Genomic DNA, 23,936 nt, shown 5'->3' on the forward strand with positions numbered 1-23,936 from the left:
ATCGCCTGGTTCTGCAGCGGGCATTCGCCGCCCTTGTCGCAGACCGGGCAGTCGAGGGGATGGTTGATCAGCAGCAGCTCCATCACACCCTCCTGCGCCTTGTCGGCGGTGGGAGAGGTCAGCTGGGTGCGTACCACCATGCCGTCGGCGACGGCCATGGTGCAGGAGGCGACCGGTTTGCGCTGCCCTTCGACCTCGACCAGGCACTGGCGGCACGCGCCGACCGGGTCGAGCAGCGGATGATCGCAGAAGCGGGGGATCTGGATGCCGATCAGTTCGGCGGCCCGGATCAGCAACGTGCCGGGCGGCACGCTGACGGCGGTGTCGTCGATGGTCACGGTGACCAGGTCGGCGGGAGCGGGCCCGCCGGTGTCGCCGCTCACGACGGCGGGTCGGCCCGTCGCCCGTCCGCCGCCGGTGATCGAATCGCTGCGCGGTTTCATCGGACCTCTTCTCCTGACTCGGCCCATGCGGTGCAGCGCGCCGGGTCGAACGGGCATCCGCCGAGCCGCAGGTGTTCGGCGTACTCCTCGCGGAAGTACTTCAGCGAGGAGATGATCGGGCTGGCCGCGCCGTCGCCGAGCGCGCAGAACGATTTGCCGTTGATGGTGTCGCTGATGTCGAGCAGCTTGTCCAGGTCGGACGCGACGCCGGTGCCCGCTTCGATCCGTTCGAGCAGTTGCACCAGCCAGTAGGTGCCCTCCCGGCACGGGGTGCACTTGCCGCAGGACTCGTGCGCGTAGAACTCCGTCCAGCGCAGCACCGCGCGCACCACGCAGGTGGTGTCGTCGAAGATCTGCAGCGCCTTGGTGCCGAGCATGGAGCCCGCGCCCGCGACGCCCTCGTAGTCCAGCGGCACGTCGAGGTGTTCCTCGGTGAACAGCGGCGTGGACGAGCCGCCCGGGGTCCAGAATTTCACCCGGTGCCCGGCACGCACGCCGCCCGCGTAGCCGAGTAGTTCGCGCAACGTGACGCCCAGCGGCGCCTCGTACTGCCCCGGTCGGGCCACGTGACCAGACAGCGAGTAGAGGGTGAAACCGGGGGATTTCTCGCTGCCCATCGAGCGGAACCAGCTGATGCCGTTGCGGATGATGGGAGGCACGCTGGCGATCGACTCCACGTTGTTCACCACGGTGGGGCAGGCGTAGAGGCCGGCGACGGCGGGGAACGGCGGACGCAGGCGCGGCTGGCCGCGGCGGCCTTCCAGCGAGTCCAGCAGCGCGGTCTCCTCGCCGCAGATGTAGGCGCCCGCGCCCGCGTGCACGATCAGCTCGAGGTCGTAGCCGGAACCGAGGATGTCGTGACCGAGGAAGCCGGCTTCGTAGGCCTGGGCCACCGCGGCCTGGAGTCGCCGCAGCACCGGAACCACCTCGCCGCGCACGTAGATGAACGCGTGCGCGGCGCGGATGGCGTAGGCGGCGATGACGACGCCTTCGATCAGCGCGTGCGGCGCGGCGAGCATGAGCGGGATGTCCTTGCAGGTGCCGGGTTCGGACTCGTCGGCGTTCACCACCAGGTAGTGCGGTTTGGTGACGCCGTCGGGCCCGACGCCCTGCGGGATGAAACTCCACTTCATGCCGGTGGGGAAGCCCGCGCCGCCGCGGCCGCGCAGGCCCGCGTCCTTGACGGTCTGGATGACCTGGTCCGGTTCCATCCGCAGGGCGGTGCGCAGCGCCTGGTAGCCGTCGTGGCGCAGGTAGGTGTCCATCGTCCAGGATTGCGGGTCGTCCCAGTAGGTGCTCAGCACCGGAGTGAGAGTCATCGCGGGCCCTCCGGATCCTGTTGCGGCGCGGGCGCTCGCATGCCCTGCTCGCGGGCGACTCGCAGACCGGCGAGAGTCGCCTCGCCCGCGGCGCCGTCGAGCGCGCCGGGGCGCTCGTCCGGGAATCCGGCCAAGATGCGCGCGGTCTGCTTGAACGTGCACAGCGGCGCGCCGCGGGTCGGGGTGACCTGGGCTCCGGCGCGCAGCGCGTCCACCAGGGCGCGCGCGGATTCGGGGGTCTGGTTGTCGAAGAACTCCCAGTTGACCATGACCACCGGCGCGAAGTCGCAGGCCGCGTTGCACTCGACGTGCTCGAGCGTGATCGACCCGTCCGCCGTGGTCTGGCCGTGCCCGATGCCGAGGTGGCGTTCCAGCGCCGCGAGGATGGCGTCGCCGCCCAGCACCGCGCACAGCGTGTTGGTGCAGACCCCGACGTGGTAGTCGCCGGTGGGAGTGCGCCGGAACATCGAGTAGAAGGTGGCGACCGCGGTGACCTCGGCGCCGGTCAGGCCCAATTGCTCGGCGCAGAACTCGATCCCGGTGCCGGTGACGTAGCCCTCTTCGGACTGCACCAGGTGCAGTAGCGGCAGCAGGGCCGAGCGTGGGTGCGGGTAGCGCGCGATGATCTCCTTGGCGTCGGTTTCCAGCCGCGCGCGCACGAAGGGCTGGTAGGGCTCGGGCCGGCTGCCGAGCTTCAGCAGCACCGGCGTCCCATCCGGCACACGGCCGGCACCGCCGGTGGAATCGCTGTGCGATGTCAGGCTCATCGGTCCACTCCGCCCATGACCGGGTCGATGCTGGCGACCGAGGCGATGACGTCGGCGACCATGCCGCCCTCGCACATCGCCGCGACCGCTTGCAGATTGGTGAACGAGGGGTCGCGGTAGTGCACCCGGTAGGGCCGGGTGCCGCCGTCGCTGACCATGTGCACGCCCAGCTCGCCGCGCGGCGACTCCACCGCCACGTACACCTGGCCCGCCGGAACGCGGATGCCTTCGGTGACCAGCTTGAAGTGGTGGATCAGACCCTCCATGGAGGTGCCCATGATCTTGCCGATGTGCCTGGGCGAGTTGCCCAGACCATCCGCCCCGATCTGCAGGTCGGCGGGCCAGGCGATCTTTTTGTCGTCGACCATGACGGGGCCGGGCCGCAGCCGGTCCAGGCACTGCTCGACGATCTTCAGTGATTCCTTCATCTCCTCCACGCGGATGACGTAGCGGCCGTAGCAGTCGCATCCGGTGGTGGTGGGGATGTCGAATTCGTAGTTCTCGTAGCCGCAGTAGGGCTGGGCCTTGCGCATGTCGTGCGGCAGGCCGGTCGCGCGCAGCACGGGGCCGGTGATGCCGAGTGCCATGCACCCCTGCAGGTCGAGATAGCCGATGTCCTGCGTGCGGGCCTTCCAGATCGGGTTCGCGGTGAGCAGGTGTTCCATGTCGCGCAGTCGCTTGGGCAGCAGCGCGAGCAGTTCACGGACCTTGGTGACGCCGTCGTCGGGCAGGTCCTGGGCCAGGCCGCCGGGGCGGATGAACGCGTGGTTCATGCGCAGTCCGGTGATCGTCTCGAACACGTCGAGGATCAGTTCCCGTTCCCGGAAGCCGAACAGCATCGGAGTCAGCGCGCCGAGTTCCATGCCGCCGGTGGCCAAGGCGACCAGGTGCGAGGAGATGCGGTTGAGCTCCATCAGCAGCACGCGGACGATCGTGGCGCGCTCCGGGATCTGCTCGGTGATGTCGAGCAGTCTCTCCACGCCCAGGCAGTACGCCGTCTCGTTGAAGAACGGCGAAAGATAGTCCATGCGGGTGACGAAGGTGACGCCCTGGGTCCAGTTGCGGAATTCGAGGTTCTTCTCGATTCCGGTGTGCAGGTAGCCGATCCCGCAGCGGGCCTCGGTGACCGTTTCGCCCTCGATCTCCAGGATCAGCCGCAGCACACCATGCGTGGACGGGTGCTGCGGGCCCATGTTGACGACGATGCGTTCCTCGCCCGCGCCGGCCAGCGTCTCGGCCACCTGGTCCCAGTCCTGCCCGGCCACGGTGACGGTGGTGGGCCCGGGCGCGGTGTCCGGTGCCGCGCCGGGCTCGGTGTCGGTGTGGTTCATCAGCTGTATGCCCTCCGCTCGTCGGGCGGCGGGATGCGCGCGCCCTTGTATTCGACCGGGATCCCGCCGAGCGGGTAGTCCTTGCGCTGGGGGTGGCCGCGCCAGTCGTCCGGCATGGTGATCCGGGTCAGCGACGGGTGACCGTCGAACCGGATGCCGAAGAAGTCGTAGGTCTCGCGCTCGTGCCAGTCGGTGGTCGGGTACACCTCGTAGAGCGAAGGAATGTGCGGGTCGTCGTCGGGGGCCGAAACCTCCACCCGTAGGCGGCGGTTGTGCGTGATCGACATGAGGTGATAGACGGCGTGCAGTTCGCGGCCGGTGTCCTGCGGGTAGTGCACGCCGTTGACGCCCAGGCAGAGCTCGAAACGCAGAGCGGGATCGTCCCGCAGCGCACGGGCGACCGACGGCAGATGTTCCCGGTGCACGTGCAGGGTGAGTTCGCCGCGGAAGACGATCACCTTCTCCAGCGCCGCGTCCAGACGGGTGCCGACCGCGGTGAGCGCGGCGCGCAGTGCGTCGACGATCTCGTCGAAGTACCCGCCGTAAGGGGCGGGTGTGCTGCCCGGCAGGGTCACCGGGCGGACCAAGCGGCCGTAGCCGGAGGTGTCGCCGGTGCCGGTCACGCCGAACATGCCGCGGCGCACGCCGATCACGTCGGCGCCGGGCTGCGCGGAATCCTCCTCGGGCAGGGTGCCTTCGGGGCCCGCCGTGGCCGCGGCATCGATCGCGTCGTGCGCGGGTGGGGTGTCGGTGTCGTCGGGGGTGTCGAAGGTCATCGGAGCAGACCCTCCATCCTGATGGTCGGGGTGGAGGCGAGCGCGGCCTGCTCGGCGGCGCGGATGGCCTCTTCGCGGTTGACCCCGAGCGGCATCTGCTGAATTTTGGCGTGCAGTGCCAGGATGGCGTTCAGCAGCATCTCCGGCCGAGGTGGGCAGCCGGGCAGGTAGATGTCGACCGGGACCACGTGGTCGACGCCCTGCACGATGGCGTAGTTGTTGAACATCCCGCCCGACGACGCGCAGACGCCCATCGCCAGCACCCACTTCGGTTCGGTCATCTGGTCGTAGACCTGGCGCAGCACCGGGGCCATCTTCTGGCTCACCCGCCCCGCGACGATCATCAGATCGGCCTGCCGTGGTGAGGCGCGGAATGCCTCCATGCCGAAGCGCGCGATGTCGAAACGGCCCCCGCCGGTGGCCATCATCTCGATGGCGCAGCAGGCCAGCCCGAAGGTGGCCGGCCATAGGGAGCCCTTGCGCAGGAATCCGGCGAAATCCTCGACCGTGCTCAGCAGGAAACCGCTGGGCAGTTTTTCCTCGAGACCCATGTTCTACTGACTCGCTTCCACTCGTCGGCTACGAATTCGGTTGCGTGGCGCTCAGTCCCAGCTGAGTCCGCCGCGCCGCCATTCGTAGGCGTAGGCCACCGAGACGTTGAAGATGAACAACGCCATCGCGGCGAGACCGAAGAGACCGAGCGCATCGAAGTGGACTGCCCACGGGTAGAGGAACACGATCTCGATGTCGAAGATGATGAACAACATCGCGGTGAGGTAGTACTTCACCGGAAAGCGTTGTCCCGTCACGTTTCCCGGGCCGCCGGCCACGGCATGCGGCGTGGGTTCGATACCGCATTCGTAGGGTTCCAGCTTCGCCCGGTTGCGCCGTTTCGGGCCGACCAAGGCGGACAGGACGATGGAGAACAGCGCGAACGCCGCCGCGATCGCGCCGAGTACGAGCGTCGGCACCTCGATATTCACGACTGCACTTCCCCTCCTTGCGAGCTGCGGCTGACGACAGCGCCCGAGGCGGGCTGACGTCGTTGTCCGCCTCGGCCAGACTCGCCCCTCGGCTCCACCCGGGAGCGGTCATTACCAGCGCCGATCCCGTGTGAGGTAGGGCACAGCCTACAACCGAACGAGCGGCCCGCAGCGAGTTTGGCGACGTCGTTTGATCGAATTCAGTACAAGCATTTATGACCGAAACGGTGGTAATCCGTGTGACGGGGTCCGGTTCTTGGTTGAACGGTCAGTTGGCGGCCTGGAATGTCGCATATGCCGACGTCGAATGTGGTCCCGAGCGGGTTCGGAGTCGGGAACGGCGACAGATGCACCGAGAGCGGGGGTGTCCGCCCTCCCGCGGTCGGGCACCCTTCCGACGGTGGTGGGACGCGACCGCTCACAGGAAGACACTAATTCAAGATCGCTATGAATGGCGCGAGCGAGGGGGACCGATCGGCGGCGCGGATCAGGCGGCGGAACGGCTGCGCAGCAGTGCGACGACGGCCTCGGTGAGGCGGAGCGGGTCGATGGGATGCGCCACCGCGGCCTCCGCTCGGGACCAGCTGGCCAGCCAGGCGTCGTCCGGACGGCCGGTGAGCACCAGCAGCGGCGGGCACGGATCGACTTCGTCCTTCAACTGCTTGGCGATGCCGAGCCCACCCGCCGGTGTGGCCTCGCCGTCGAGCACGGCCAGGTCGATACCGCCCGCATCCAGCTGCGCGATCACCACCGGAGCGGTGGCCACCTCGAGGTACTCGAACGCCGGTAGTTCCGGGTGCGGGTGCTTGCCCAAAGCCTGGATCACCTGGCGCCTGGTGTCGGCGTCGTTGCTGTACACGAGAACCCGCAGAGGGGTGGAACGAGTGGAATCGGCCACGATCGGCATGGTACGTCCGCGAGGGCGGGCCGCGTGGCAGGTTCGGCGCAGTTGGTTCCCGCGCGTCGTCCGCCGCGCGTCACCAGCGCGGTCCGCGGCCGAAAGCCGATGACAAGCAGTTGGTAAGAATCTGCCGGTAAAGTCCCGCGAATGCGGGGAGATATCACCGAGGCCCTCGTCCGGACCGACGTGTGGACCGACGAGATGCTGGGCAACGCCGGGATTCCGGTGATCGACGTGCCGTTCGTGACCATCGGCAGCGGGATCGGCTCGTTCGTCACCTACGACACGCTCCGGATCTTCGGCGTGCCCGCCGAGGCGATGGCGGTGCTCGGCCCGCAGGAGCACCCGTGGGCCTCCTACGAGTATCTGACGAGGGTCTCGCAGATCCCGCGCGGCGAGCGCCTGCGCAGCGACTCGGCCTCGACGCCGGACAACATCTGGGGCTTCCCGTCCTACGCGGTACGCGAGGCGATCGCCGACAAGTCGATCAAGGCGCTGTGGAACGTCTTCGTCGAGCCGATCTTCGCCAATTACTACACCCCGCGCGCCGGCCAGGCGTTCGCCGCCATGGAGCGGGAGTTCCACCGCATCGGTTACGCACGCTCGCTGCATCGCGGTCACGTGCGCATGGTGCGCAGGCGCCACGGCGGTGGGTACTTCACCATCCTCACTCCGCCCGCGGGTTCGACGCCCACCAAGCGCGTCGCGTTCCGCAGCACGTATGTCCATGTGGCGGTGGGCTATCCGGGCCTGAAGCTGCTGCCGGACCTGCAGGAGTACCGCGAAACCCATCGTGACCCGACCCGCGTGGTGAACGCCTACGAGCCGCACGAGCACGTCTACCAGGCGCTGCAGCGGCGGCCCGGCACCGTGCTGATCCGCGGCAGCGGGATCGTGGCCAGCCGCGTGCTGCAACGGCTCGTCGACGACCGGGACAAGCACCGGCTCGACACCCGGATCCTGCACCTGTTCCGCACGTATATCGCGGGCCCGCACGGCAAGAACATCTTCAGCCGGCGCAAGGGCGGCGACGGATGGGCCTACCAGGGGTTCAACTATCCGAAGTCGGTCTGGGGCGGTCAGCTGAAGCAGAAAGTGCGCGGGCTGCAGGGCGAGGAACGAGCGCGGGCCTACAAGGAGATCTCGGGCACCAACACCCCGATCCGGGACAACTGGCAGGAGCAGCTGCGCCGCGGCCGCCGGGAGGGGTGGTACCAGGTGATGGCGGGGACGATGCGGGCTCCGCGCCCCGCCGGGGGGCGGCAGGGCGTGGTCGCGACGATTCTTCCGGACACCAATGCGCCGCTGCCGTTTCCGCCGCCGACGCAACCGTTCGACACCACCGTCGACTACATCATCGACTGCACCGGGTTGGAAGCCGACATCCGCGAGCACCGGCTGCTGGCCGACCTGCTCGACCACACCGGCGCCGGACGCAATCCGCTCGGCCGACTCGATGTCGACACCACCTTCGAGCTGATCGGCACCCGCAGCGGCCCCGGCCGGATGTACGCCTCCGGCAGCGCGACGCTCGGCGGGCCGTTCGTCGGCGTGGACACCTTCCTCGGGCTGCAGATCGCCGCGCAGGAGATCGCCGACGATCTGGCCGCGGTCGGCTTCTGCCGCAGGATGGGTCCGCTGCGCTCGACGCGGCAATGGTGGTTGTGGGTCACGAACGAGAAGATCTGAGCGATGCTTCCTACCTTGAACGGGCGGATCCAGACCCGCCTTCTCGCGCTGAGCGTGATCGGCTTCGTCGTCGCGCTGATCATCACCCCGGTGCTGCCGACCGGCCCGTTGAGCATCGGTCAGGCGTATCGGGTGACGCTGTCGGTCCTGCTGGCGACTGTTCTGGTCGGTGTGCTGTGGGAATTGCTCTACCATTTTCTGCAGCAGTTCCGCTGGGAGAAGGACTGGCCGACGCTGTTCGGTTTCGTCACCATCCTCAACGAGGGAGCGCTGATGTGGGTGCTCGTGCGCTACACCACCGTGGTGCTGCCCGAGCACCTGCGTCCGTCGCTCACGGCGTTCCTGATCCAGTTCGTGGTGACCTGGATTGTGTTCTGGCTCATCGTGAACGGGCCGATGCGGGTGGTGTTCCACCGGTGGCGCTTCCAAGGCGGCCGGTTCCTGTGAGCGCGCAGATCGAGGTGTTGCCCGGCGCCCACTTGGTGGCGTGCGCGGGCGGCGCCGTCGTGGTCGTCGCCCACCGGGGCGACGGCGCCGTCACGGCGGACACCGTGGCGGCCCGGACGATGACGGCGATGCTGGACATCGTGCGCGAAGCCCTCGCGCGCGACCGCCGCCGCAGCGGACGCGCGGTGGCGCGGCTGGCCACGACCTGGCTCATGAGCCTGTCCAACGGCGAAGAGGACGAGGTCGAATTCGGGGTGATCACGCCCGTGGACAACGGGCTCGCGGTGTTCCTGCACGGTGGGGTCACCGCGGTGCTGGCGGACCCCGGCCACACGGAGGTGCTGCGGGGCCGGGACGCGGGATTCACCGTCGACCGCATGGTGACTCCGATCCCGGGAGCCGGCGCGGGATTGTTCGTGGACGAGGCCGGGTGGACCGCGGATTCCCTGCCGGGGCGCAGCATCTTCGCGCTCGGGGCGGGGACCGCACCGGGGTCGGGCGCGGTCTTGTGGGCGGGGACGGCACCAGGCGTACTCGCCGCACCGGCGATCGACGGTGTCACCGAGTCCCTGCGCCAGCCCGAAGCGGAATCCGCGCGGCAAACGCCCGTCGCCGAGCCCCACGCCGCATCGGTGCCGTCCCCTGGCCCGCACCGAGCCGAACGGCAGGGCAGCGAGCCACGAGCGGCATCCGGGCCCGAGGCGGAGCAGCCTCCGGCAGCAGGGCCACAACCGCCCCTCGCCGCCAGTGCGCAGGCAGTGCCGGAGCCATACCGATCCGGTGCGCAGGCAGTGCCAGAGCCACACCGGCCCGGCGGGCAGGCAGTGCCGGAACCGCACCGGCCCGGCGGCGCACCGCCCAGCGCAGAGCAGGCGTCCGGCCCGCAGCCCCGGCGAGCGCCGAGCCTGCGCAAAGAGGAGCGAGCCGGCGATCCGGCGACCGAGGTCGATCTCCAGTCGTCCGTCCGGCGGGCGACGCCGCGCGAAGGCATGACACCGTCCGCGGCCCAACAGCTTCCGCCGAGCCCGGAGCAGGCGCGGCCCGCGCACCGTACCGACCGGGACCACGCGATAGCCAACGACGCGAATCTCGCCGAGACGATGGTGCCCTCCGCCGAGGTCGTGGCGGACGCGCTCGGGTCGACCGGCTCGAACACGCTCGGGCACCGTGTGATCGTGCACGGCTTCCAGTGCGCCCGTCGTCATCACAATGATCCGCGGGTGTCGTTCTGCGCGGTGTGCGGCATCCGGATGGACCAGCTCACCTGCGTGCTGAGCGAGGGGGTTCGCCCACCGCTGGGTGTGCTGCTGCTGGACGACGGCACTTCCTTCGTGCTGGACAACGACTGCGTTCTCGGGCGCGAACCGGAGCACGCGGAGGCGGTCGCGCGCGGTGCGCGCCCGGTGCGCTTGGAGGACAGCTCGGGAGGCATGTCGCGAGCGCACGCCGAGATCCGGCTCGTCGACTGGGATGTCACGGTCGTGGACGGCGGCTCGACGAACGGCACCCACATCCGTCATCCCGGTCGCCAGGATTGGGTCCGAGCGGTACCGGGCCAGCCGGTCACCCTCGCTCCCGGGGCCCAGATCCAGCTCGGTGGACGCGTCCTGACCTTCGATTCTCAACACGGCCAGCTGTAGGGCTGGGGTTGGCTGCCCCGAGTAAGCCGGGTGACGGACGACCCGAGTCGGAGCGGCGGAAGCGGATTCCTACCACCCACCCCGCGATCTCGGACCGGGCCGGCTCGGTGACCGTCGGCGGATCGAGGTAGCGATTTTTCCTGCCGCGGTGTGGGGGTCAGCTCAGTGAGGGTGGAAAGCGGCCGAGCCGACCTCGGCGGAGTCGAGTAGATGGGTGAGGAACAGGCGGGTGGTCGGGGTAGGGGTGCGGGTGGTGACGGCATGCCATGGACGGTCCAGCGGGGTGCCCTCGACCTGCAGGACGCGCAGTACTCCGTTCTGCAAGTCCTGGGAGATCGCGTCGCTGTGAATCAGCGTGACGCCCAAACCCTCTCGCGCGGCGGCCAGGACCGCGCCGTGTGACCCGAGGGTGAGCGTGGGCGGTTCGATCCGGAGCTGGTCGAGCAGGCCCAGGGTGGCCTCGCGGGTGCCCGAGCCGCGGCCGCGCAGCAGCCAGGTGGTGTGCATCGGGTCCAGTTCCGGTAGGCCCACCACGACCAGGCGGCTCGGCCGCCGCGCGCGCACCACCAGCCCCGTGTCGCGCGGCGGACGGCCCGCGATGACGAGATCGGTCTCGTGATGCTGCAATTCGAGGAACAGCGCGTCGCGCGGATGCACCGACAGGCTCAGCTCGATATCCGGGAACCGGCGGCGGAACGAGGCCAGCGGCCGCAGCAGGACGTACTCGCCCGCGGTGGCGACCACGCCGATCCGCAGCCGTCCGGTCTCGGCGCGGCGCACCGCCGCTTGGGCCTCGTTCATCAACCCGAGAATTCCGCGGCAGTACTCGGCGTAGACGCGGCCGGCCTCGGTCAGCGCGATCCCGCGCCCGGCTTTCGCGACGAGTTTGGCGCCCAGCTGTTTCTCGACGTGCGCGACCGCCGCGGAGACGGCGGCCTCGGTGATGTGCAGCTGCGCGGCGGCCCGGCGGATGCTGCCGTGGCGGGCGACGGCCAGGAAGGTTTCCATCCGAGCCGCGCTCACCATACCCACCGGAGAACGGTAACAAACTCAATGAATATGTTGAGTATCGCGAGGAACAATCAAATTGTTTGTCGGTATCCGGCCCGTCATCCTGGAAATCTCGAGGCACGCCCGTTCGCCCGGGTGCGGGTGTCCCGCAGTGGCACAGCAGGAGGAACGATGGCCGAAGAAACCGAACGCGACCGCTGGGATCCGGGTGTCCAATCCTATGCGTCGATGGGCTATTACGCCCCCGACTACCAGCCGTCGGAAACCGACGTGCTCGCCGTGTTCCGGGTGACCCCGCAGCGCGGCGTCGACCCGATCGAGGCGGCCGCCGCGGTGGCCGGTGAATCCTCCACGGCGACCTGGACGGTGGTGTGGACCGACCGGTTGACCGCACATTCGCGCTACCAGGCCAAGTGCTATCGCATCGATGAGGTGCCCGGCCGGCCGGGGGAGTACTTCGCCTATATCGCTTACGATCTGGACCTGTTCGAGGAGGGGTCGATCACCAATCTGACCTCCTCGATCATCGGCAACGTGTTCGGATTCAAGCCGCTGCTCGCGCTGCGGCTGGAAGACATGCGCATTCCGGTGGCATACGTGAAGACGTTCCAGGGGCCGCCGCACGGCACGGTGATGGAACGCGAATATCTCAACAAATACGGCAGGCCGCTGCTCGGTGCGACGGTGAAACCGAAACTCGGGCTATCCGCGCGCAATTACGGGAGGGTGATCTACGAGGCGTGCAAGGGCGGGCTCGATTTCACCAAGGACGACGAGAACATCAACTCGCAGCCGTTCATGCGCTGGCGCGACCGGTACCTGTTCGCGATGGAAGGCGTGAACCGGGCGATGGCCGAGACCGGTGAGATCAAAGGTCACTACCTGAATGTGACCGCGGCGTCGATGGAGGACATGTACGAACGCGCCGAGTTCGCCAAGGAACTCGGCAGCGTCGTCATCATGATGGACCTCACCGTCGGATTCACCGCGATGCAGTCGATGTCGCACTGGGCGCGTCGCAACGGGGTGCTGCTGCATCTGCACCGCGCGGGGCATTCCACCTACACCCGGCAGAAGACCCATGGTGTGAGCTTCCGGGTGCTGGCCAAGTGGTGCAGGCTGATCGGCGTCGACCATCTGCACGCGGGCACCGTGGTCGGGAAGCTCGAGGGCGACCCGGCGACGACCAAGGGGTTCTACGACACGCTGCGGGAGAACCACATCCGGACCGAACCGGCCAACGGGATCTTCTTCGACCAGTACTGGGCGAGCCTGCCGGGCGTGATGCCGGTGGCCTCCGGCGGCATCCACGCCGGGCAGATGCACCAGCTGCTGGATCTGTTCGGCGACGACGTGGTGCTGCAATTCGGCGGCGGCACGATCGGGCATCCCCTCGGCATCGCCGCGGGCGCGGAGGCGAACCGGGTGGCGCTGGAAGCGGTCGTGCAGGCCCGCAACGAGGGCCGTGACCTGTTGAAGGAAGGGCCGGAGGTGTTGCGCAAGGCCGCCGAGATCTGCCGCCCGCTCGACGTCGCGCTGGCCACCTGGGGCGATGTCACCTTCGACTACACCTCCACCGACGCGCCGGACGCGGTGCCCACGGCCAGCCGCTGAGCAGCCGGGAAGGACAAGCCATGTATTTACGGCACGGAACATTCTGCTATCTGCCGCCGCTGACCGACGAGCAGATCGCCGCGCAGGTGCGCTACGCGCTGCTCAACAGCTGGCCGGTCTCCATCGAGTACACCGACGATCCGCATCCGCGCAACGCCTACTGGGAGATGTGGGGGCTGCCGCTGTTCGACTTGGACGAGCCCGACGGAGTGCTGGCCGAGATCGACACGTGCAGGGCGACTTTCCCGCGTCACTATGTGCGGGTGCTCGCGTACGACGCGCGCTACACCAGGCAGACGACCGCGCTGAGCTTCCTGGTGCAGCGCCCGCCCGAGGAGCCCGGTTTCCTGCTGACCCGCACCGAGGGGCCGGACCGTCAGCAGAAGTACGGCCTGCACTCGTATGCCACGACCGTCCGCCCGGGAGACCGGTATGGCGGCTGAGCGCAACGGCTCGGGATTCCGTCTGCACCGGCCGGGGACCGAGGTCCCCGGCGGGGTGCAGGCCGCGCCCGGGGATCCTGAGGCGCCGGAAATTCTCGGCGAGGACGCGGTGCTGGATCTGTCCACCGACATCGCGGGCCACGACGTCGAGGAGACGCTGCGCAAGCTGGACGCCGAACTGATCGGGCTGGCCCCGGTGAAGCGGCGGGTGCGCGAGATCGCGGCGCTGCTGCTGATCGATCGCGCGCGGCAGCGGTTCGGGCTGACCGCCTCGCGGCCCACCATGCACATGAGCTTCACCGGCGGGCCCGGCACGGGCAAGACCACGGTGGCCTTGCGGATGGCCCAGATGCTGCACGCCCTCGGCTACCTCCGGAAACCGAAGGTGCATACCGTGACCCGCGACGATCTGGTGGGTCAGTTCATCGGGCACACCGCACCGAAGACGAAGGAGGCGCTGGCCAAGGCGGCCGGTGGGGTGCTGTTCATCGATGAGGCCTACTACCTGTTCCGGCCGGAGAACGAACGCGACTACGGGCAGGAAGTGATCGAGATCCTGCTGCAGGAGATGGAGAACGAGCGCGCCAGCCTGGTGGTGATCTTCGCCGGATACCCGGATCGAATGGACCGCTTCTTCTCCGCCAATCCGGGACTTTCCTCGCGGGTGGCCCATCACCTGGAATTCGCCGACTACACCCACGCGGAACTGCTCGGCATCGCCGATCTCATGGTGGCCGCGGAGAGCTTCCGCTTCGACGACGCGGCGCGGACGGCATTCGGCGCGTACCTGGAACGCCGAATGACGCGTCCGCGCTTCTCCAACGCGCGCAGCGTGCGCAACGCGCTGGACCGGTGCCGGTTGCGTCAGGCCAAACGCCTGGTCGAGCTGCGCAGACCGCTGAGCAGAACCGATCTGATCACCCTGACCGATCAGGATGTGTACGGCAGCAGCGTGTTCACCGAACAAGAACTATCCGGAGAGCCGGCCGTGCGAGGCCTCCGGTGACGAGATCGAGGCGCGATGCCAGAAGGACTGAAGACCCTCACCCGGTACACCATCGAGCAGGAGCACCGGCATCCCGGATCCTCCGGTGAGTTCTCCGCCCTGGTGAACGTGATCGCGACGGCGACGAAGATCGTCGCGAATCAGGTCACCCGCGGCGCCATCGTCGGATCGCTGGGCGGGGTCGTCGATCCCACCCTGCTCCCGCCCGGGGATGCGGACGAGCCGCCACCTGCCGTGCCTCGCCAACTGGACGCGATCAGCAACGACATCATGGTGGCCGAAACCCAGTGGACGGGCCATCTCGCGGCGTTGCTGTCCGAGCAGATCAGCGACATCCACCCGGTGCCCGACACGCATCGGCGCGGAAAGTACCTGTTGGCGTTCGATCCCTTGGACGGTTCGTCCAACATCGACGTCAATCTGCCGGTGGGCACGATCTTCAGCGTGCTGCGCGCGCCCGCGCGGGGAAAGGGCTCCTCGAGCACTCCGAGCGCGGAGGATTTCCTGCAACCGGGTGTGCAGCAGGTGTGCGCCGGGTTCACCCTGTACGGGCCCGCGACCATGCTGGTGCTGACGACCGGTAGCGGGGTGGACGGGTTCACCCTGGACCGGGAGATCGGCGCGTTCGTGCTGACCCATCCCCGGATGCGCATTCCCGAGGACACCTCCGGTTTCGCGATCAACGCGGCCAACGAGCGATTCTGGGAGCGGCCGGTGCGCCGCTACGTGCACGAGTGCCTGGACGGGGTGGACGGCCCACGCGAGCGCGATTTCAATATGCGCTGGGTGGCCTCGCTGGTCGCCGACACCTTTCACATCCTCACCCGGGGCGGGGTCTACCTGTATCCGCGCGATACCCGCCCGCCGAGGCGGCCGGGCCGGGTCGCGCTGCTCTACGGCGCCAATCCGATCGCGTTCATCGTCGAACAGGCCGGTGGCGCGGCGACCACCGGCAGCGAGCGGGTGCTGGAGGTGGCGCCGGGCGAGGTCCATCAGCGGGTGCCGCTGATCTTCGGTTCGCGCAACGAAGTCGAGCGCATCGAGCGGTATCACCGCGAACCCGACGCAGGACCCAGCTTCGACAGCTCGCTGTTCGGCACGCGCTCGCTGTTCCGCCCGGCCCAGCGCTGAAGAGGAGAACCATGTCGGTCAAGCACCCCGTCGTCGCGATCACCGGGTCCTCCGGCGCCGGCACCTCCAGCGTGACCCGGACCTTCCAGGAGATCTTCCGCCGCGAAGGGATCAACGCCGCCATCGTCGAGGGTGACTCGTTCCACCGGTACGACCGCAACGAGATGAAGCTGGCCATGGCCGAGGCGGAGCAGAACCGCAATGTTCGGTTCTCGCACTTCGGTGAGGAGGCCAACCTGCTGGCGGAATTGGAGTCGCTGTTCCGCGATTACGGTGAGACCGGCGTCGGCACCGTCCGTCGATATCTGCACGACGAGGCAGAGGCCAAACCCTACGGGCAACCGCCTGGGACTTTCACGCCGTGGGAGGAGCTGACACCGGGCAGTGACCTGCTGTTCTACGAGGGTCTGCACGGCGCGGCGGTGACGTCCACCGTGGACGTGGCCCGGTACACCGATCTGCTGGTCGGGGTCGTGCCGATCATCAATCTGGAGTGGATTCAGAAGGTGATCCGGGACAAGACAGAGCGCGGCTATTCCAGCGAGGCGGTGATCGACACGATCCTGCGGCGGATGCCCGATTACGTCACCTACATCTGCCCGCAGTTCTCCCGCACCTACGTCAACTTCCAGCGGGTGCCGACCGTGGACACCTCGAATCCGTTCATCGCGCGCACCATCCCGACGGCCGACGAGAGCTTCGTGGTGATCCGGTTCGCGGATCCGAAGGTCATCGACTTCCCGTATCTGCTGTCGATGCTGCACGACTCGTTCATGTCGCGGACCAACTGCATCGTGGTGCCCGGGGGCAAGATGGAGCTGGCCATGCAGCTGATCTTCACTCCACTGATCCTGCGGTTGATGGACAAGCGGCCGAAGCGGTCGTATTGAACGTTCGCGCGGTTCGACGGCTCAGTCGGGGAGCAGGGGTACCGAGATGCCCTCGCCGCGGTGCAGCAGCGTGGCGCGGGTGACGGCGGAGGAGCCGAAGCGCTTGCGCAGGTCGTCGAGGGTCGCGTCGAGGGTGTTGGTGGCGCGGGGCTCGAACGGCAGCGCCAGTTGCACGGCGTCGGCGTCGGTGAGATTGGTCAGCGCCAGGCCGATGAGAGTGAGACCGCGATCCTGGATGAGCGGCATCGCCCCGGCGAGCAGGGTGCGGGCCGCGCCGAGGATGGTCTCGGTGTGGTCGGTGGCCTCGGCGAGGGTGTGTGACCGGGTGACCCGGGTGAAATCGTCGAAACGCAGACGCAGCACCACGGTCCGGCACACGCGGTTCGCGGCACGCAGGCGCCTGCCGAGCCGATCGGTGAGTCCGTGCAGGTAGGCCTCGATCTCGTCGGGGGGACGTTGCCTGCGGCCGAGGGCGCGCTGGGCGCCGATCGAGCGCCGCCGCCTGCCGGTCTCCACGCGGCGCGGGTCGCGCGCCCAGGACAGGGCGTAGAGGTGACGGGCCGCGGCGGAGCCGAGTATCGCCCGCAGCGGGCTCTCGCCCAGCTCGGCCAGCTGACCGACGCGGGTGATGCCGTGCGCGTGCAACGTGCGAGCGGTGACATCGCCGACCCCCCAGAGTCTTTCGACCGGCAGCGGATGCAAGAAGTCCAGTTCGCCACCCGGCGGCACCACTCGCAACCCGTCCGGTTTGGCGACCGCACTGGCCACCTTGGCGAGGAACTTGGTGCGGGCGATACCCACCGAGATCGGCAAGCCGACGCGATCGCGGACCTGCGCGCGCAGCCGCGTCGCGATGGCGACGGGCTCACCCGAGATCCGGCGCAGGCCGCCGACGTCGAGGAACGCTTCGTCGATCGAGATGCCCTCCACCACGGGCGTGGTGTCGCGGAAGATGTCGAAGACGGCTTTGCTCGCCTCGGCGTAGGCGGACATCCGCGGCGGTACCACGATCGCCTGCGGGCACAACCGGCGCGCCTGCGCTCCGTTCATCGGGGTGCGTACGCCGAACGCCTTCGCCTCGTAGCTGGCGGCCAAGACCACTCCGCCGCCGACGATCACCGGTTTGCCGCGCAGCCGTGGGTCGTCACGCTGTTCGACCGAGGCATAGAACGAGTCGAGGTCGGCATGCAGGATCGACGCCTCCGTCCGCGCGAGTATCCGGGGCCTGCCGGATCGGGAGACGGGCGCATCGGACACGAACATATGTTCGCACAGGGCTCCGACAAGCGCCGTGGTGCCGGGGCGATCTACTGGTTGCCTCAGTAGTAACCCCCCTCTGCCGGTAACCTGTTCCCACGACGGGGCACAGCTCGGATGAGGGAGTCGGTAGAGTGCGAGGATTCGGGGATCTGGAGGCGGTGATCATGGACCGCATCTGGGATCAGGACGCAGAGGACACAACGGTGCGCGAGATTTTCGACGAACTGTCGGCTCAGCGCGACATCGCCTATACGACGGTTATGTCGACCATGGACAACCTGCATCGCAAAGGCTGGCTGGCGCGCGAACGCGCGGGCAAGGCCTATCGATATTGGCCGACCCTCACCAGGGAAGAACACAGCGCCCGGCTCATGCTGGAGGCACTCGGGTCCGGTGGCCGGTCGGATCTGGTACTCAGTCATTTCGTCGATCGGATCAGCGCCGAGGAGTCGGCCGGGCTGCGTGCCGCGCTCCGCAGACTCGCGGCGCGCAAGTCACCAGAAGTGCCGTGAGCCTTGCCATAGCTCTGATGCTGTACGGCAGCGTCGTGGCGACCTTCGGTCCGCCCGTGCTGCGCAGTCTGACCCATCGCGGCATCGCGCCGCGGCTGGGTGTGATCGCCTGGGTCGTCGCGATCGTCGGCGCGCTGAGCGCGTGGGGGATCGCGGCGATATTGGTGACCGTCGAGTTCGCCACCTACTGGGGACATCCGAAGGACGCGTTGCGCGCCTGTATTTCGTTCCTCTGGTCGCCGATGCACGTCCACGGCGCGGCGGCCACCCGGGCGGCTACGTTCGCGGCGGCGGCGCTGGTCGCGACCGGCACGGTCGCACTCGTGGTCCGCGCCGTGGGCGTTGTGGTGGACATGCGCAGGCGGACGAGTGTCCATGCGCGGGCGGTGCGGCTGGTCGGCAGGCCGGTGCCGGGTATCGGGGCGGTGGTGCTCGATTCGCCCGAACGTCAGGTGTATTGCGTGCCGGGACGGCCCGACACCATCGTGGTCACCACTGCCGCGCTGGAGGCGCTGGACGGCGACCAGCTCGCCGCGGTCCTGGCCCACGAACGCGCGCACCTGTCCGGCAGGCACGCCGCGTTGACCGCGGTGCTGCGCGCGGTCGCGACCACCTTGCCCGGGCTGCGATTGTTCACCGTCGGCGTGGCCGAGATCGCGCGCCTGCTGGAGATGTGCGCCGACGACAAGGCCGCCGACGAACACGGCTCGCTGCCGCTGCTGGGCGGGCTGCTGGCGATCGTCGGCATCGCCGAGCCCGCGCCGCCGGGTGCGCTGGCCGCCGCGGGCACCGCCGTGCTGGCCCGTGCCGAGCGGCTGGCCGACCCGGTCGGCGCGATCCGGCGGGCCACCACCCGCACCGCTCTGCTGGGCGTGATCGCGATGACGGTGACCGGGTCGGCGCTGGCGGCCGCGACGGTCGCGGGTATGGGCGCACTGCTGAGCTGAGTGGTCGGAGGAAAGCAAGTTGCGGGTCACCTGGGATCAGGTCTTCGCTTGGCGACTGCATCGTCAATACGTGCGGTCCCGTGCGGACGAGGGGGTGGTTGCGATCGCCGGACGTCTGTGCGGGGTGCAAGCTCAGGTCACCTCCGCGGCGGAGCTGGCGGTCGCGCTGCGCAGCACGAAACCCGAGCCGGGCGGGCTCGTCCGCGCGCTCGAGGACGGCGCGCTGATGAAGACCTGGGCGATGCGCGGCACCCTGCACGCGCTCACCCCGGACCTGGCCGCCGCCTGCCTCGCGCTCATCGCCTCCGCGCGCACCTGGGAGAAGCCCGCCTGGCAGAAGCACTTCGGCGCCTCACCCGCGGAGGTGGCGGCGCTCACCGAGGCGGTCGCCGAGGTGCTGGACGGTGCGGTGCTCACCCGCGAGGAACTGGTCGAGGCCCTGGTGTCCGAACCGGGATTCCACCGGCTCGGCGAGGAATTGCGCTCCGGCTGGGGCGCGCTGCTCAAACCCCTGGCCTGGCAAGGGGCGCTCTGCCACGGTCCGGCGCGGGGAGCCAAGGTGACGTTCGCCAGCCCCGCGCATCTGGTGCGTGGCTGGCCCGGTCTGCCGGACCCCGATGCCGCGGCGCACGCGGCCGTCCTCGCCTACCTCCGCGCCTACGGCCCCGCGACGCCGGAGACCTTCGATGCCTGGCTCAGCCGTAACAGCCTGCGCAAGACCACGGTCCGCCGGTGGTTCGCCGAGCTGGGTGAACTGCTCACCGAAGTCGAGGTGGAGGGCCGCCGTGCCTTCCTGCCGACCGACCAGGTCGACGCCGTGGCCGCCTGCGCGCCGAGCGCGTCGGTGCACCTGCTCGGCGCCTTCGACCAATACGTGCTGGGACCGGGCACCGGTGACGCCGCCCTGCTGCCCGCAGCCCACCGTGCGAAGGTGAGCCGCACGGCGGGGTGGATCTCGCCGATCGTCGTGGTGGACGGACGCATCGCAGGCGTCTGGGAACTCACCGAAGACGCCGTCGCGATCACCATGTTCGACGGTGCGCCGCTGCCGAAGCGGGGGATGGAGGCGGCTGTCGCGCACGTCGCTCTGGCGGCCGGGCGCGAGACGCTCACGGTGCGGGCCGCGTAGCGCTGTCGCGATGCGCCACATAGTGTTCCAGGCCGTCGAGGATGCGCTGTAGCCCGAAACCGAAGTGGTCGAAATCCGGGCCGAACGCGTCCTCCGACAGTGCCGCCATGACCGGGTAGCGGCCGCTGGCGATGGCTTGTTCCAGCATGGGCGCCTGCGCCTGCCAGAATTCCGCGTCGGTCAGGCCCGAGACGCGTTCGGACTCCTGCTCGTACAGCTGCGTGCGGGCCACGCCGAGTACATAGCCGGAGATCATGATCACCACCGAGACGAGTTCGCGATCGGGCAATCCCATCGGGCGGATCGCGCCGAGCACTTGCTCCATGCCTTCCACCGCCCCTGGGCCGAGTACCGGGCGGGACTGGTTCACTCCGATCAGCCAGGGGTGACGCCGGTACATCGCGAGGGATTCGTAGGCGAGGGATTCCAGCGCGCCGCGCCAGCCGTCGGTGCGATCCCCGTGATCGCCGGTGGGAGCCTGCACCCGGTCGAGCATCAGGTCCAGCAGTTCGGCCTTGCCCGGGAGATACCGGTACAGCGACATGGTGCCGGTGCCGAGCTCGGTCGCGACCCGGCGCATGGTCACCGCGGCGAGGCCCTCCCCGTCGGCCACCGCGATCGCCGCGTCGACGATCCGGTCCAGCGACAGACCGGGTTTCGGCCCGCGGCTCGGGCGGGGGCCCGCGCCCCAGAGCAGGTCGAGGGTGCGGGCGATGTCGCCGCTGCCGCTGGTCTCCGTGCTGGTCACATCCGCCAGCTTATCCGCTTGGCAAGAAACTGGGTACGTTGTACTCTAATCCGAGTACGTTGTACTCAGTTTTCGGGTACGCCACGGGGAAGGTGAAGAGTGAACGATTTCGCGGTCCTGGCCGAGGGACTGGAAAAGAGATACGGGGACAAGCGAGCCCTGGACGGATTCGATCTCGCCGTGCGGCGCGGCACGGTGCACGGATTGCTCGGGCCCAACGGCGCGGGCAAGACCACCGCCGTGCGCATCCTGTCGACGTTGATCCGGCTGGACGGCGGCCGGGCGAGCGTGGCCGGTCTGGATGTCGCCTGCCACCCGCGCGAGGTGCGCGCCCGCATCGGGCTGACCGGCCAGTACGCCGCCGTCGACGAGGTGCTCACCGGGCGGCAGAACCTGGAGATGTTCGGCAGGCTGTTCCACCTCGGCGGACGCCGGGCCAAGCAGCGGGCCACCGAACTGCTCGAGCGCTTCGACCTGACCGAAGCCGGCGACCGCGGCGTCGGCAAGTACAGCGGCGGCATGCGCCGCAGGCTCGACCTGGCAGCCTCGATGATCCTCGCGCCGGACGTGCTGTTCCTCGACGAGCCCACCACCGGCCTGGACCCGCGCAGTCGCGGCGAGGTCTGGGAGTCGGTGCGCGCCCTCGTAGCAGACGGCACCACGGTGCTGCTGACCACGCAGTATCTCGAGGAGGCGGACAAACTCGCCGCCCGGATCACCGTCATCGATCAGGGACGCGCCATCGCCGAAGACACCCCGGACGGATTGAAGAGCGCGGTGGGCGGCGACCGCATCGAGGTCGTGGCCGCGGACGTGGCCGACCTGCCCGCCGTCGCCAAAGTGGTGGCCCGCGTATGCGAGGGCGAACCGGACACCGACGACGTCGAACGCCGGGTGTCGGCAGCGGTCACCGAGCGCGTCGCGGCACTCACCGAGGTCGCGCGCACCCTCCAGGACGAAGGCGTGGAGGTGGAGGACATCGGTCTGCGCAGGCCCAGTCTCGACGACGTGTTCTTGCAGTTGACCGGTCATCGTACGACCGCAGAGGAGGAAGCCCGATGAGCACCGTCGACCTCACCCCGAGCCGTTCGCGTTCCCGCGCGTACTGGGCGATCGCCGATTGCTGGAACCTGGTGCGCCGCGGCCTGACGCACTATCAACGGCAGCCGGTCAATATCGCCTGGCAACTCGGCTTCCCGATCCTGTCGGTACTGCTGTACGGGTACGTGTTCGGCAGCGCGATGAGCGTGCCGGGCGGCGGTGACTACCGCAGCTTCCTGATGCCGGGCATGTTCGCCATGACCATGGCGTTCGGCTTCGTCAACACCGCCACGGTGGTCGTCTACGACGCCACCAACGGCGTGATCGATCGCTTCCGCTCGATGCCCATGGCCTCCTCGGCGGTCGTGTCCGGGCGCGGGGTGACCGACCTGATCGTGGCCTGCGCCGAACTGACCATTCTGATGCTCACCGCACTGGTCATCGGGTGGCGACCCGACGGGGGAGTGCTGCGCGGCGTCGCTGCCTTCGGTCTGCTGTTGTTGCTGCGGTTCGCGCTGATCTGGGTGGGCGTCTGGCTCGGATTGCTGGTGCCGAACCCGGAGGCGGCGGGCGGGTTGTTCGCGGTCGCCTTCCCGCTCACCATGATCTCCAGCATCTTCGTCGCGCCCCAGCTGATGCCGGACTGGCTGGGCGCCATCGCGGCGTGGAATCCGATCTCCTCCACGGTGGCTGCGACCCGCGAACTGTTCGGCACACCGGTCGGCAGCGGGGATTCCTGGGTGGAACAGCACTCGTTGCTGATGGCGGTGGTGTGGCCGCTGATCATCACGGCGATCTTCCTGCCGCTCGCGGTGCGGCGATTCCAGCGCCTGAGCCGCTGAGCCGCCACCGAGTGAACGACCCTATGGCGCCCGGTTTCGCTGCCGGGCGCCATAGGGTCGGCACGCCGGACCGTCCAGTGAGCGAGCCCCGACAACGGTCCGGCCGTCCCACGGCGAAAACTCCGCACATTTCGAGAGGAACCGGCGCCACCGCGGGACGCGTTTGCGGCGCCCGCCCTCCGGTGGTCCGTTGTGGCGTGCGAGACTCGCCTTCCTACTCGCCACTCCGGCGATTCTGGGGGCGGGGACGCTGTCGATCGTCCACTTCAGCTGAGATTCCCGCGCGCGAGTGACCGAGGCCGAGCTGCCGGACCGAAGGTTGGTCCGATCCGGCAGCGAGCCCGGGACGATCAACCGGTTACGTATTCGTCGGCCAGCACTTCACCGTCGCCGTCCAGGAAGAGCGCTGCGCCGACGGTCCCGCCGGCGACCAGTTCGATCAGACTCGCGGAGGATCCGGCATCGCCCGGATGCAGGATCTGGGACTCGTAGGTGAGTCCGTCGCGGGTGCGCAGCTCCTCGGCCGCGGTGGCGAGGTCGTCGTAGCTGAGCGTCTGCGCGCCGGCGAACGCCGGGTCGCCGCCGCGCAGCGCGCGGGTGCGGTGCGCGTAGGTGACCGGGCGCGGGGACTCGGCGGCGATCTCGGCGACGACAGCCGGGTCGTCGAGCGCCAGCCAGTCGGGCGCTTCGCCGGACCAGGAGCTGCCCATGGTGAGACCGATCTTGATCTCGAGTTCGTCCGGCAGTGTCGCGTCGAGTGTGTCGACCGGCACCACGGCGGCGCCTGCCTTGAGCACGGCCCAGGTGGCGATGACCGCCTCGATCCCGCGGTCCAGCCGTACCGCCACGCCCGCGCCGGGGCCGCAGCCGCGCGCGATGAGCACCCGAGCCAATTGCGACGAGCGGGTCTCGAGGTCGTGGTAAGTCAGCTCCTCGTCGCCGGACACGATCGCGGGGGCTTCGGGGTCGTCTTCGACCGCGGCCACCAACGCCTGGGTCAGCGCGGTTCCGGCGGTTGCCGTCGACGGCGCCTGGGCGGGTTTGGCGGCGGCGGTGCCGAGTTGGT

Annotated in this window: 25 protein-coding genes; 13 read left to right on the plus strand and 12 right to left on the minus strand. The window is 69.0% G+C overall.

Annotated features, from left to right (window positions below):
- The 8 genes from ON27_RS13310 to ON27_RS13345 form a co-directional block, all read right to left on the minus strand.
- Window positions 1-443, minus strand: a 443-nt coding sequence (locus ON27_RS13310) for a 2Fe-2S iron-sulfur cluster-binding protein (RefSeq protein ID WP_043725452.1), incomplete at its 3' end; no start/stop codon positions are given.
- A complete protein-coding gene (gene nuoF, locus ON27_RS13315) occupies window positions 440-1,762 on the minus strand; it encodes an NADH-quinone oxidoreductase subunit NuoF (RefSeq protein ID WP_043725455.1) in 1,323 nt (440 codons plus the stop codon). The genes nuoF and ON27_RS13310, both read right to left, overlap by 4 nt.
- Window positions 1,759-2,529 (minus strand): NADH-quinone oxidoreductase subunit NuoE, encoded by a 771-nt coding sequence (gene nuoE, locus ON27_RS13320; protein ID WP_083887551.1) that lies wholly within the window; start codon window positions 2,527-2,529, stop codon window positions 1,759-1,761. The genes nuoF and nuoE overlap by 4 nt, the downstream gene beginning before the upstream one ends.
- Window positions 2,526-3,860, minus strand: coding sequence for an NADH-quinone oxidoreductase subunit D (locus ON27_RS13325; protein ID WP_043725459.1), 1,335 nt, complete (start codon window positions 3,858-3,860; stop codon window positions 2,526-2,528). Before ON27_RS13325 ends, nuoE begins: the two co-directional genes overlap by 4 nt.
- Window positions 3,860-4,636 carry an NADH-quinone oxidoreductase subunit C gene (locus ON27_RS13330; protein ID WP_174377840.1) on the minus strand — a complete coding sequence of 259 codons (777 nt, stop codon included), beginning with the start codon at window positions 4,634-4,636 and terminating at the stop codon, window positions 3,860-3,862. Before ON27_RS13330 ends, ON27_RS13325 begins: the two co-directional genes overlap by 1 nt.
- The gene (locus ON27_RS13335; protein WP_043691073.1) at window positions 4,633-5,187 is read right to left on the minus strand and encodes a NuoB/complex I 20 kDa subunit family protein; all 555 of its coding nucleotides are present in this window, start codon (window positions 5,185-5,187) and stop codon (window positions 4,633-4,635) included. Before ON27_RS13335 ends, ON27_RS13330 begins: the two co-directional genes overlap by 4 nt.
- A 51-nt stretch (window positions 5,188-5,238) precedes the next feature.
- Window positions 5,239-5,619 carry an NADH-quinone oxidoreductase subunit A gene (locus ON27_RS13340; protein ID WP_043725462.1) on the minus strand — a complete coding sequence of 127 codons (381 nt, stop codon included), beginning with the start codon at window positions 5,617-5,619 and terminating at the stop codon, window positions 5,239-5,241.
- A gap of 487 nt (window positions 5,620-6,106) precedes the next feature.
- A complete protein-coding gene (locus tag ON27_RS13345) occupies window positions 6,107-6,526 on the minus strand; it encodes an Rv3143 family two-component system response regulator (protein ID WP_043725465.1) in 420 nt (139 codons plus the stop codon).
- A gap of 141 nt (window positions 6,527-6,667) precedes the next feature.
- On the opposite strand from ON27_RS13345, the gene ON27_RS13350 reads away from it, so the two are divergent.
- From ON27_RS13350 to ON27_RS13360, 3 genes are read left to right on the plus strand one after another with little or no spacing between them, the layout of a single operon-like run.
- Window positions 6,668-8,209 carry a hypothetical protein gene (locus ON27_RS13350; RefSeq protein ID WP_051046518.1) on the plus strand — a complete coding sequence of 514 codons (1,542 nt, stop codon included), beginning with the start codon at window positions 6,668-6,670 and terminating at the stop codon, window positions 8,207-8,209.
- Between the two features lie 3 nt (window positions 8,210-8,212).
- Entirely contained in the window at window positions 8,213-8,656 is a 444-nt protein-coding gene (locus tag ON27_RS13355) for a hypothetical protein (protein ID WP_043725469.1), read from the plus strand.
- Window positions 8,653-10,296, plus strand: coding sequence for an FHA domain-containing protein (locus tag ON27_RS13360; protein WP_043725472.1), 1,644 nt, complete (start codon window positions 8,653-8,655; stop codon window positions 10,294-10,296). The genes ON27_RS13355 and ON27_RS13360 overlap by 4 nt, the downstream gene beginning before the upstream one ends.
- Window positions 10,297-10,458: 162 nt before the next feature.
- On the opposite strand, the gene ON27_RS13365 is transcribed toward ON27_RS13360, so the two are convergent.
- The gene (locus tag ON27_RS13365; RefSeq protein WP_245559934.1) at window positions 10,459-11,322 is read right to left on the minus strand and encodes a LysR family transcriptional regulator; all 864 of its coding nucleotides are present in this window, start codon (window positions 11,320-11,322) and stop codon (window positions 10,459-10,461) included.
- Between the two features lie 156 nt (window positions 11,323-11,478).
- Between ON27_RS13365 and ON27_RS13370 the strand changes: the two genes are divergently transcribed.
- Genes ON27_RS13370 through ON27_RS13390 form a run of 5 tightly spaced genes read left to right on the plus strand, consistent with a single transcriptional unit; the run spans window position 11,479 to window position 16,391 of the window.
- Window positions 11,479-12,921 (plus strand): form I ribulose bisphosphate carboxylase large subunit, encoded by a 1,443-nt coding sequence (locus ON27_RS13370; RefSeq protein ID WP_043725479.1) that lies wholly within the window; start codon window positions 11,479-11,481, stop codon window positions 12,919-12,921.
- Window positions 12,922-12,941: 20 nt separating this feature from the next.
- A complete protein-coding gene (locus tag ON27_RS13375; RefSeq protein ID WP_043725482.1) occupies window positions 12,942-13,364 on the plus strand; it encodes a ribulose bisphosphate carboxylase small subunit in 423 nt (140 codons plus the stop codon).
- Window positions 13,354-14,370, plus strand: coding sequence for an AAA family ATPase (locus ON27_RS13380; RefSeq protein ID WP_043725493.1), 1,017 nt, complete (start codon window positions 13,354-13,356; stop codon window positions 14,368-14,370). The genes ON27_RS13375 and ON27_RS13380 overlap by 11 nt, the downstream gene beginning before the upstream one ends.
- A 15-nt stretch (window positions 14,371-14,385) precedes the next feature.
- On the plus strand, window positions 14,386-15,501 hold the full coding sequence (locus ON27_RS13385; protein WP_043725498.1) for a class 1 fructose-bisphosphatase: 1,116 nt from the start codon (window positions 14,386-14,388) through the stop codon (window positions 15,499-15,501).
- Between the two features lie 11 nt (window positions 15,502-15,512).
- Complete coding sequence (locus ON27_RS13390) at window positions 15,513-16,391, plus strand: phosphoribulokinase (RefSeq protein ID WP_043725502.1); 879 nt, start codon at window positions 15,513-15,515, stop codon at window positions 16,389-16,391.
- A gap of 21 nt (window positions 16,392-16,412) precedes the next feature.
- Here ON27_RS13390 and dinB read toward each other — a convergent pair whose 3' ends face one another.
- On the minus strand, window positions 16,413-17,654 hold the full coding sequence (gene dinB, locus ON27_RS13395) for a DNA polymerase IV (protein ID WP_043725503.1): 1,242 nt from the start codon (window positions 17,652-17,654) through the stop codon (window positions 16,413-16,415).
- Window positions 17,655-17,782: 128 nt separating this feature from the next.
- Between dinB and ON27_RS13400 the strand changes: the two genes are divergently transcribed.
- The 3 genes from ON27_RS13400 to ON27_RS13410 are packed head-to-tail and all read left to right on the plus strand — an operon-like array spanning window position 17,783 to window position 20,239.
- Entirely contained in the window at window positions 17,783-18,163 is a 381-nt protein-coding gene (locus ON27_RS13400) for a BlaI/MecI/CopY family transcriptional regulator (RefSeq protein ID WP_043691105.1), read from the plus strand.
- The gene (locus ON27_RS13405; protein ID WP_043725504.1) at window positions 18,160-19,110 is read left to right on the plus strand and encodes a M56 family metallopeptidase; all 951 of its coding nucleotides are present in this window, start codon (window positions 18,160-18,162) and stop codon (window positions 19,108-19,110) included. The genes ON27_RS13400 and ON27_RS13405 overlap by 4 nt, the downstream gene beginning before the upstream one ends.
- A gap of 19 nt (window positions 19,111-19,129) precedes the next feature.
- Entirely contained in the window at window positions 19,130-20,239 is a 1,110-nt protein-coding gene (locus tag ON27_RS13410; RefSeq protein ID WP_043725507.1) for a winged helix DNA-binding domain-containing protein, read from the plus strand.
- Here the strand turns inward: ON27_RS13410 and ON27_RS13415 are convergent.
- Window positions 20,220-20,987, minus strand: a complete 768-nt coding sequence (locus ON27_RS13415; RefSeq protein WP_043725514.1) for a TetR/AcrR family transcriptional regulator — start codon at window positions 20,985-20,987, stop codon at window positions 20,220-20,222. The genes ON27_RS13410 and ON27_RS13415 overlap by 20 nt on opposite strands.
- Before the next feature lie 99 nt (window positions 20,988-21,086).
- Between ON27_RS13415 and ON27_RS13420 the strand changes: the two genes are divergently transcribed.
- Window positions 21,087-22,049, plus strand: coding sequence for a daunorubicin resistance protein DrrA family ABC transporter ATP-binding protein (locus tag ON27_RS13420; RefSeq protein ID WP_043725518.1), 963 nt, complete (start codon window positions 21,087-21,089; stop codon window positions 22,047-22,049).
- Complete coding sequence (locus ON27_RS13425; RefSeq protein ID WP_043725522.1) at window positions 22,046-22,870, plus strand: ABC transporter permease; 825 nt, start codon at window positions 22,046-22,048, stop codon at window positions 22,868-22,870. Before ON27_RS13420 ends, ON27_RS13425 begins: the two co-directional genes overlap by 4 nt.
- Before the next feature lie 350 nt (window positions 22,871-23,220).
- On the opposite strand, the gene ON27_RS13430 is transcribed toward ON27_RS13425, so the two are convergent.
- Window positions 23,221-23,936 (minus strand): AMP-binding protein (locus ON27_RS13430; RefSeq protein ID WP_043725526.1); only part of this gene is annotated, 716 nt, incomplete at its 5' end.

The sequence above is a fragment of the Nocardia asiatica NBRC 100129 genome (assembly GCF_000308415.1).
GTDB lineage: Bacteria > Actinomycetota > Actinomycetes > Mycobacteriales > Mycobacteriaceae > Nocardia > Nocardia asiatica.

Bases quoted from the DNA above. Each gene is read 5' to 3' on its own strand.
- ON27_RS13335 (WP_043691073.1), bottom strand. From the start codon at position 5,187: ATGGGTCTCGAGGAAAAACTGCCCAGCGGTTTCCTGCTGAGCACGGTC.
- ON27_RS13325 (WP_043725459.1), bottom strand. From the start codon at position 3,860: ATGAACCACACCGACACCGAGCCCGGCGCGGCACCGGACACCGCGCCC.
- ON27_RS13355 (WP_043725469.1), top strand. From the start codon at position 8,213: ATGCTTCCTACCTTGAACGGGCGGATCCAGACCCGCCTTCTCGCGCTG.
- ON27_RS13370 (WP_043725479.1), top strand. From the start codon at position 11,479: ATGGCCGAAGAAACCGAACGCGACCGCTGGGATCCGGGTGTCCAATCC.
- ON27_RS13330 (WP_174377840.1), bottom strand. From the start codon at position 4,636: ATGACCTTCGACACCCCCGACGACACCGACACCCCACCCGCGCACGAC.
- ON27_RS13385 (WP_043725498.1), top strand. From the start codon at position 14,386: ATGCCAGAAGGACTGAAGACCCTCACCCGGTACACCATCGAGCAGGAG.
- ON27_RS13390 (WP_043725502.1), top strand. From the start codon at position 15,513: ATGTCGGTCAAGCACCCCGTCGTCGCGATCACCGGGTCCTCCGGCGCC.
- ON27_RS13380 (WP_043725493.1), top strand. From the start codon at position 13,354: ATGGCGGCTGAGCGCAACGGCTCGGGATTCCGTCTGCACCGGCCGGGG.
- dinB (WP_043725503.1), bottom strand. From the start codon at position 17,654: ATGTTCGTGTCCGATGCGCCCGTCTCCCGATCCGGCAGGCCCCGGATA.
- ON27_RS13350 (WP_051046518.1), top strand. From the start codon at position 6,668: ATGCGGGGAGATATCACCGAGGCCCTCGTCCGGACCGACGTGTGGACC.
- nuoF (WP_043725455.1), bottom strand. From the start codon at position 1,762: ATGACTCTCACTCCGGTGCTGAGCACCTACTGGGACGACCCGCAATCC.
- ON27_RS13345 (WP_043725465.1), bottom strand. From the start codon at position 6,526: ATGCCGATCGTGGCCGATTCCACTCGTTCCACCCCTCTGCGGGTTCTC.
- nuoE (WP_083887551.1), bottom strand. From the start codon at position 2,529: ATGAGCCTGACATCGCACAGCGATTCCACCGGCGGTGCCGGCCGTGTG.
- ON27_RS13425 (WP_043725522.1), top strand. From the start codon at position 22,046: ATGAGCACCGTCGACCTCACCCCGAGCCGTTCGCGTTCCCGCGCGTAC.
- ON27_RS13365 (WP_245559934.1), bottom strand. From the start codon at position 11,322: ATGGTGAGCGCGGCTCGGATGGAAACCTTCCTGGCCGTCGCCCGCCAC.
- ON27_RS13375 (WP_043725482.1), top strand. From the start codon at position 12,942: ATGTATTTACGGCACGGAACATTCTGCTATCTGCCGCCGCTGACCGAC.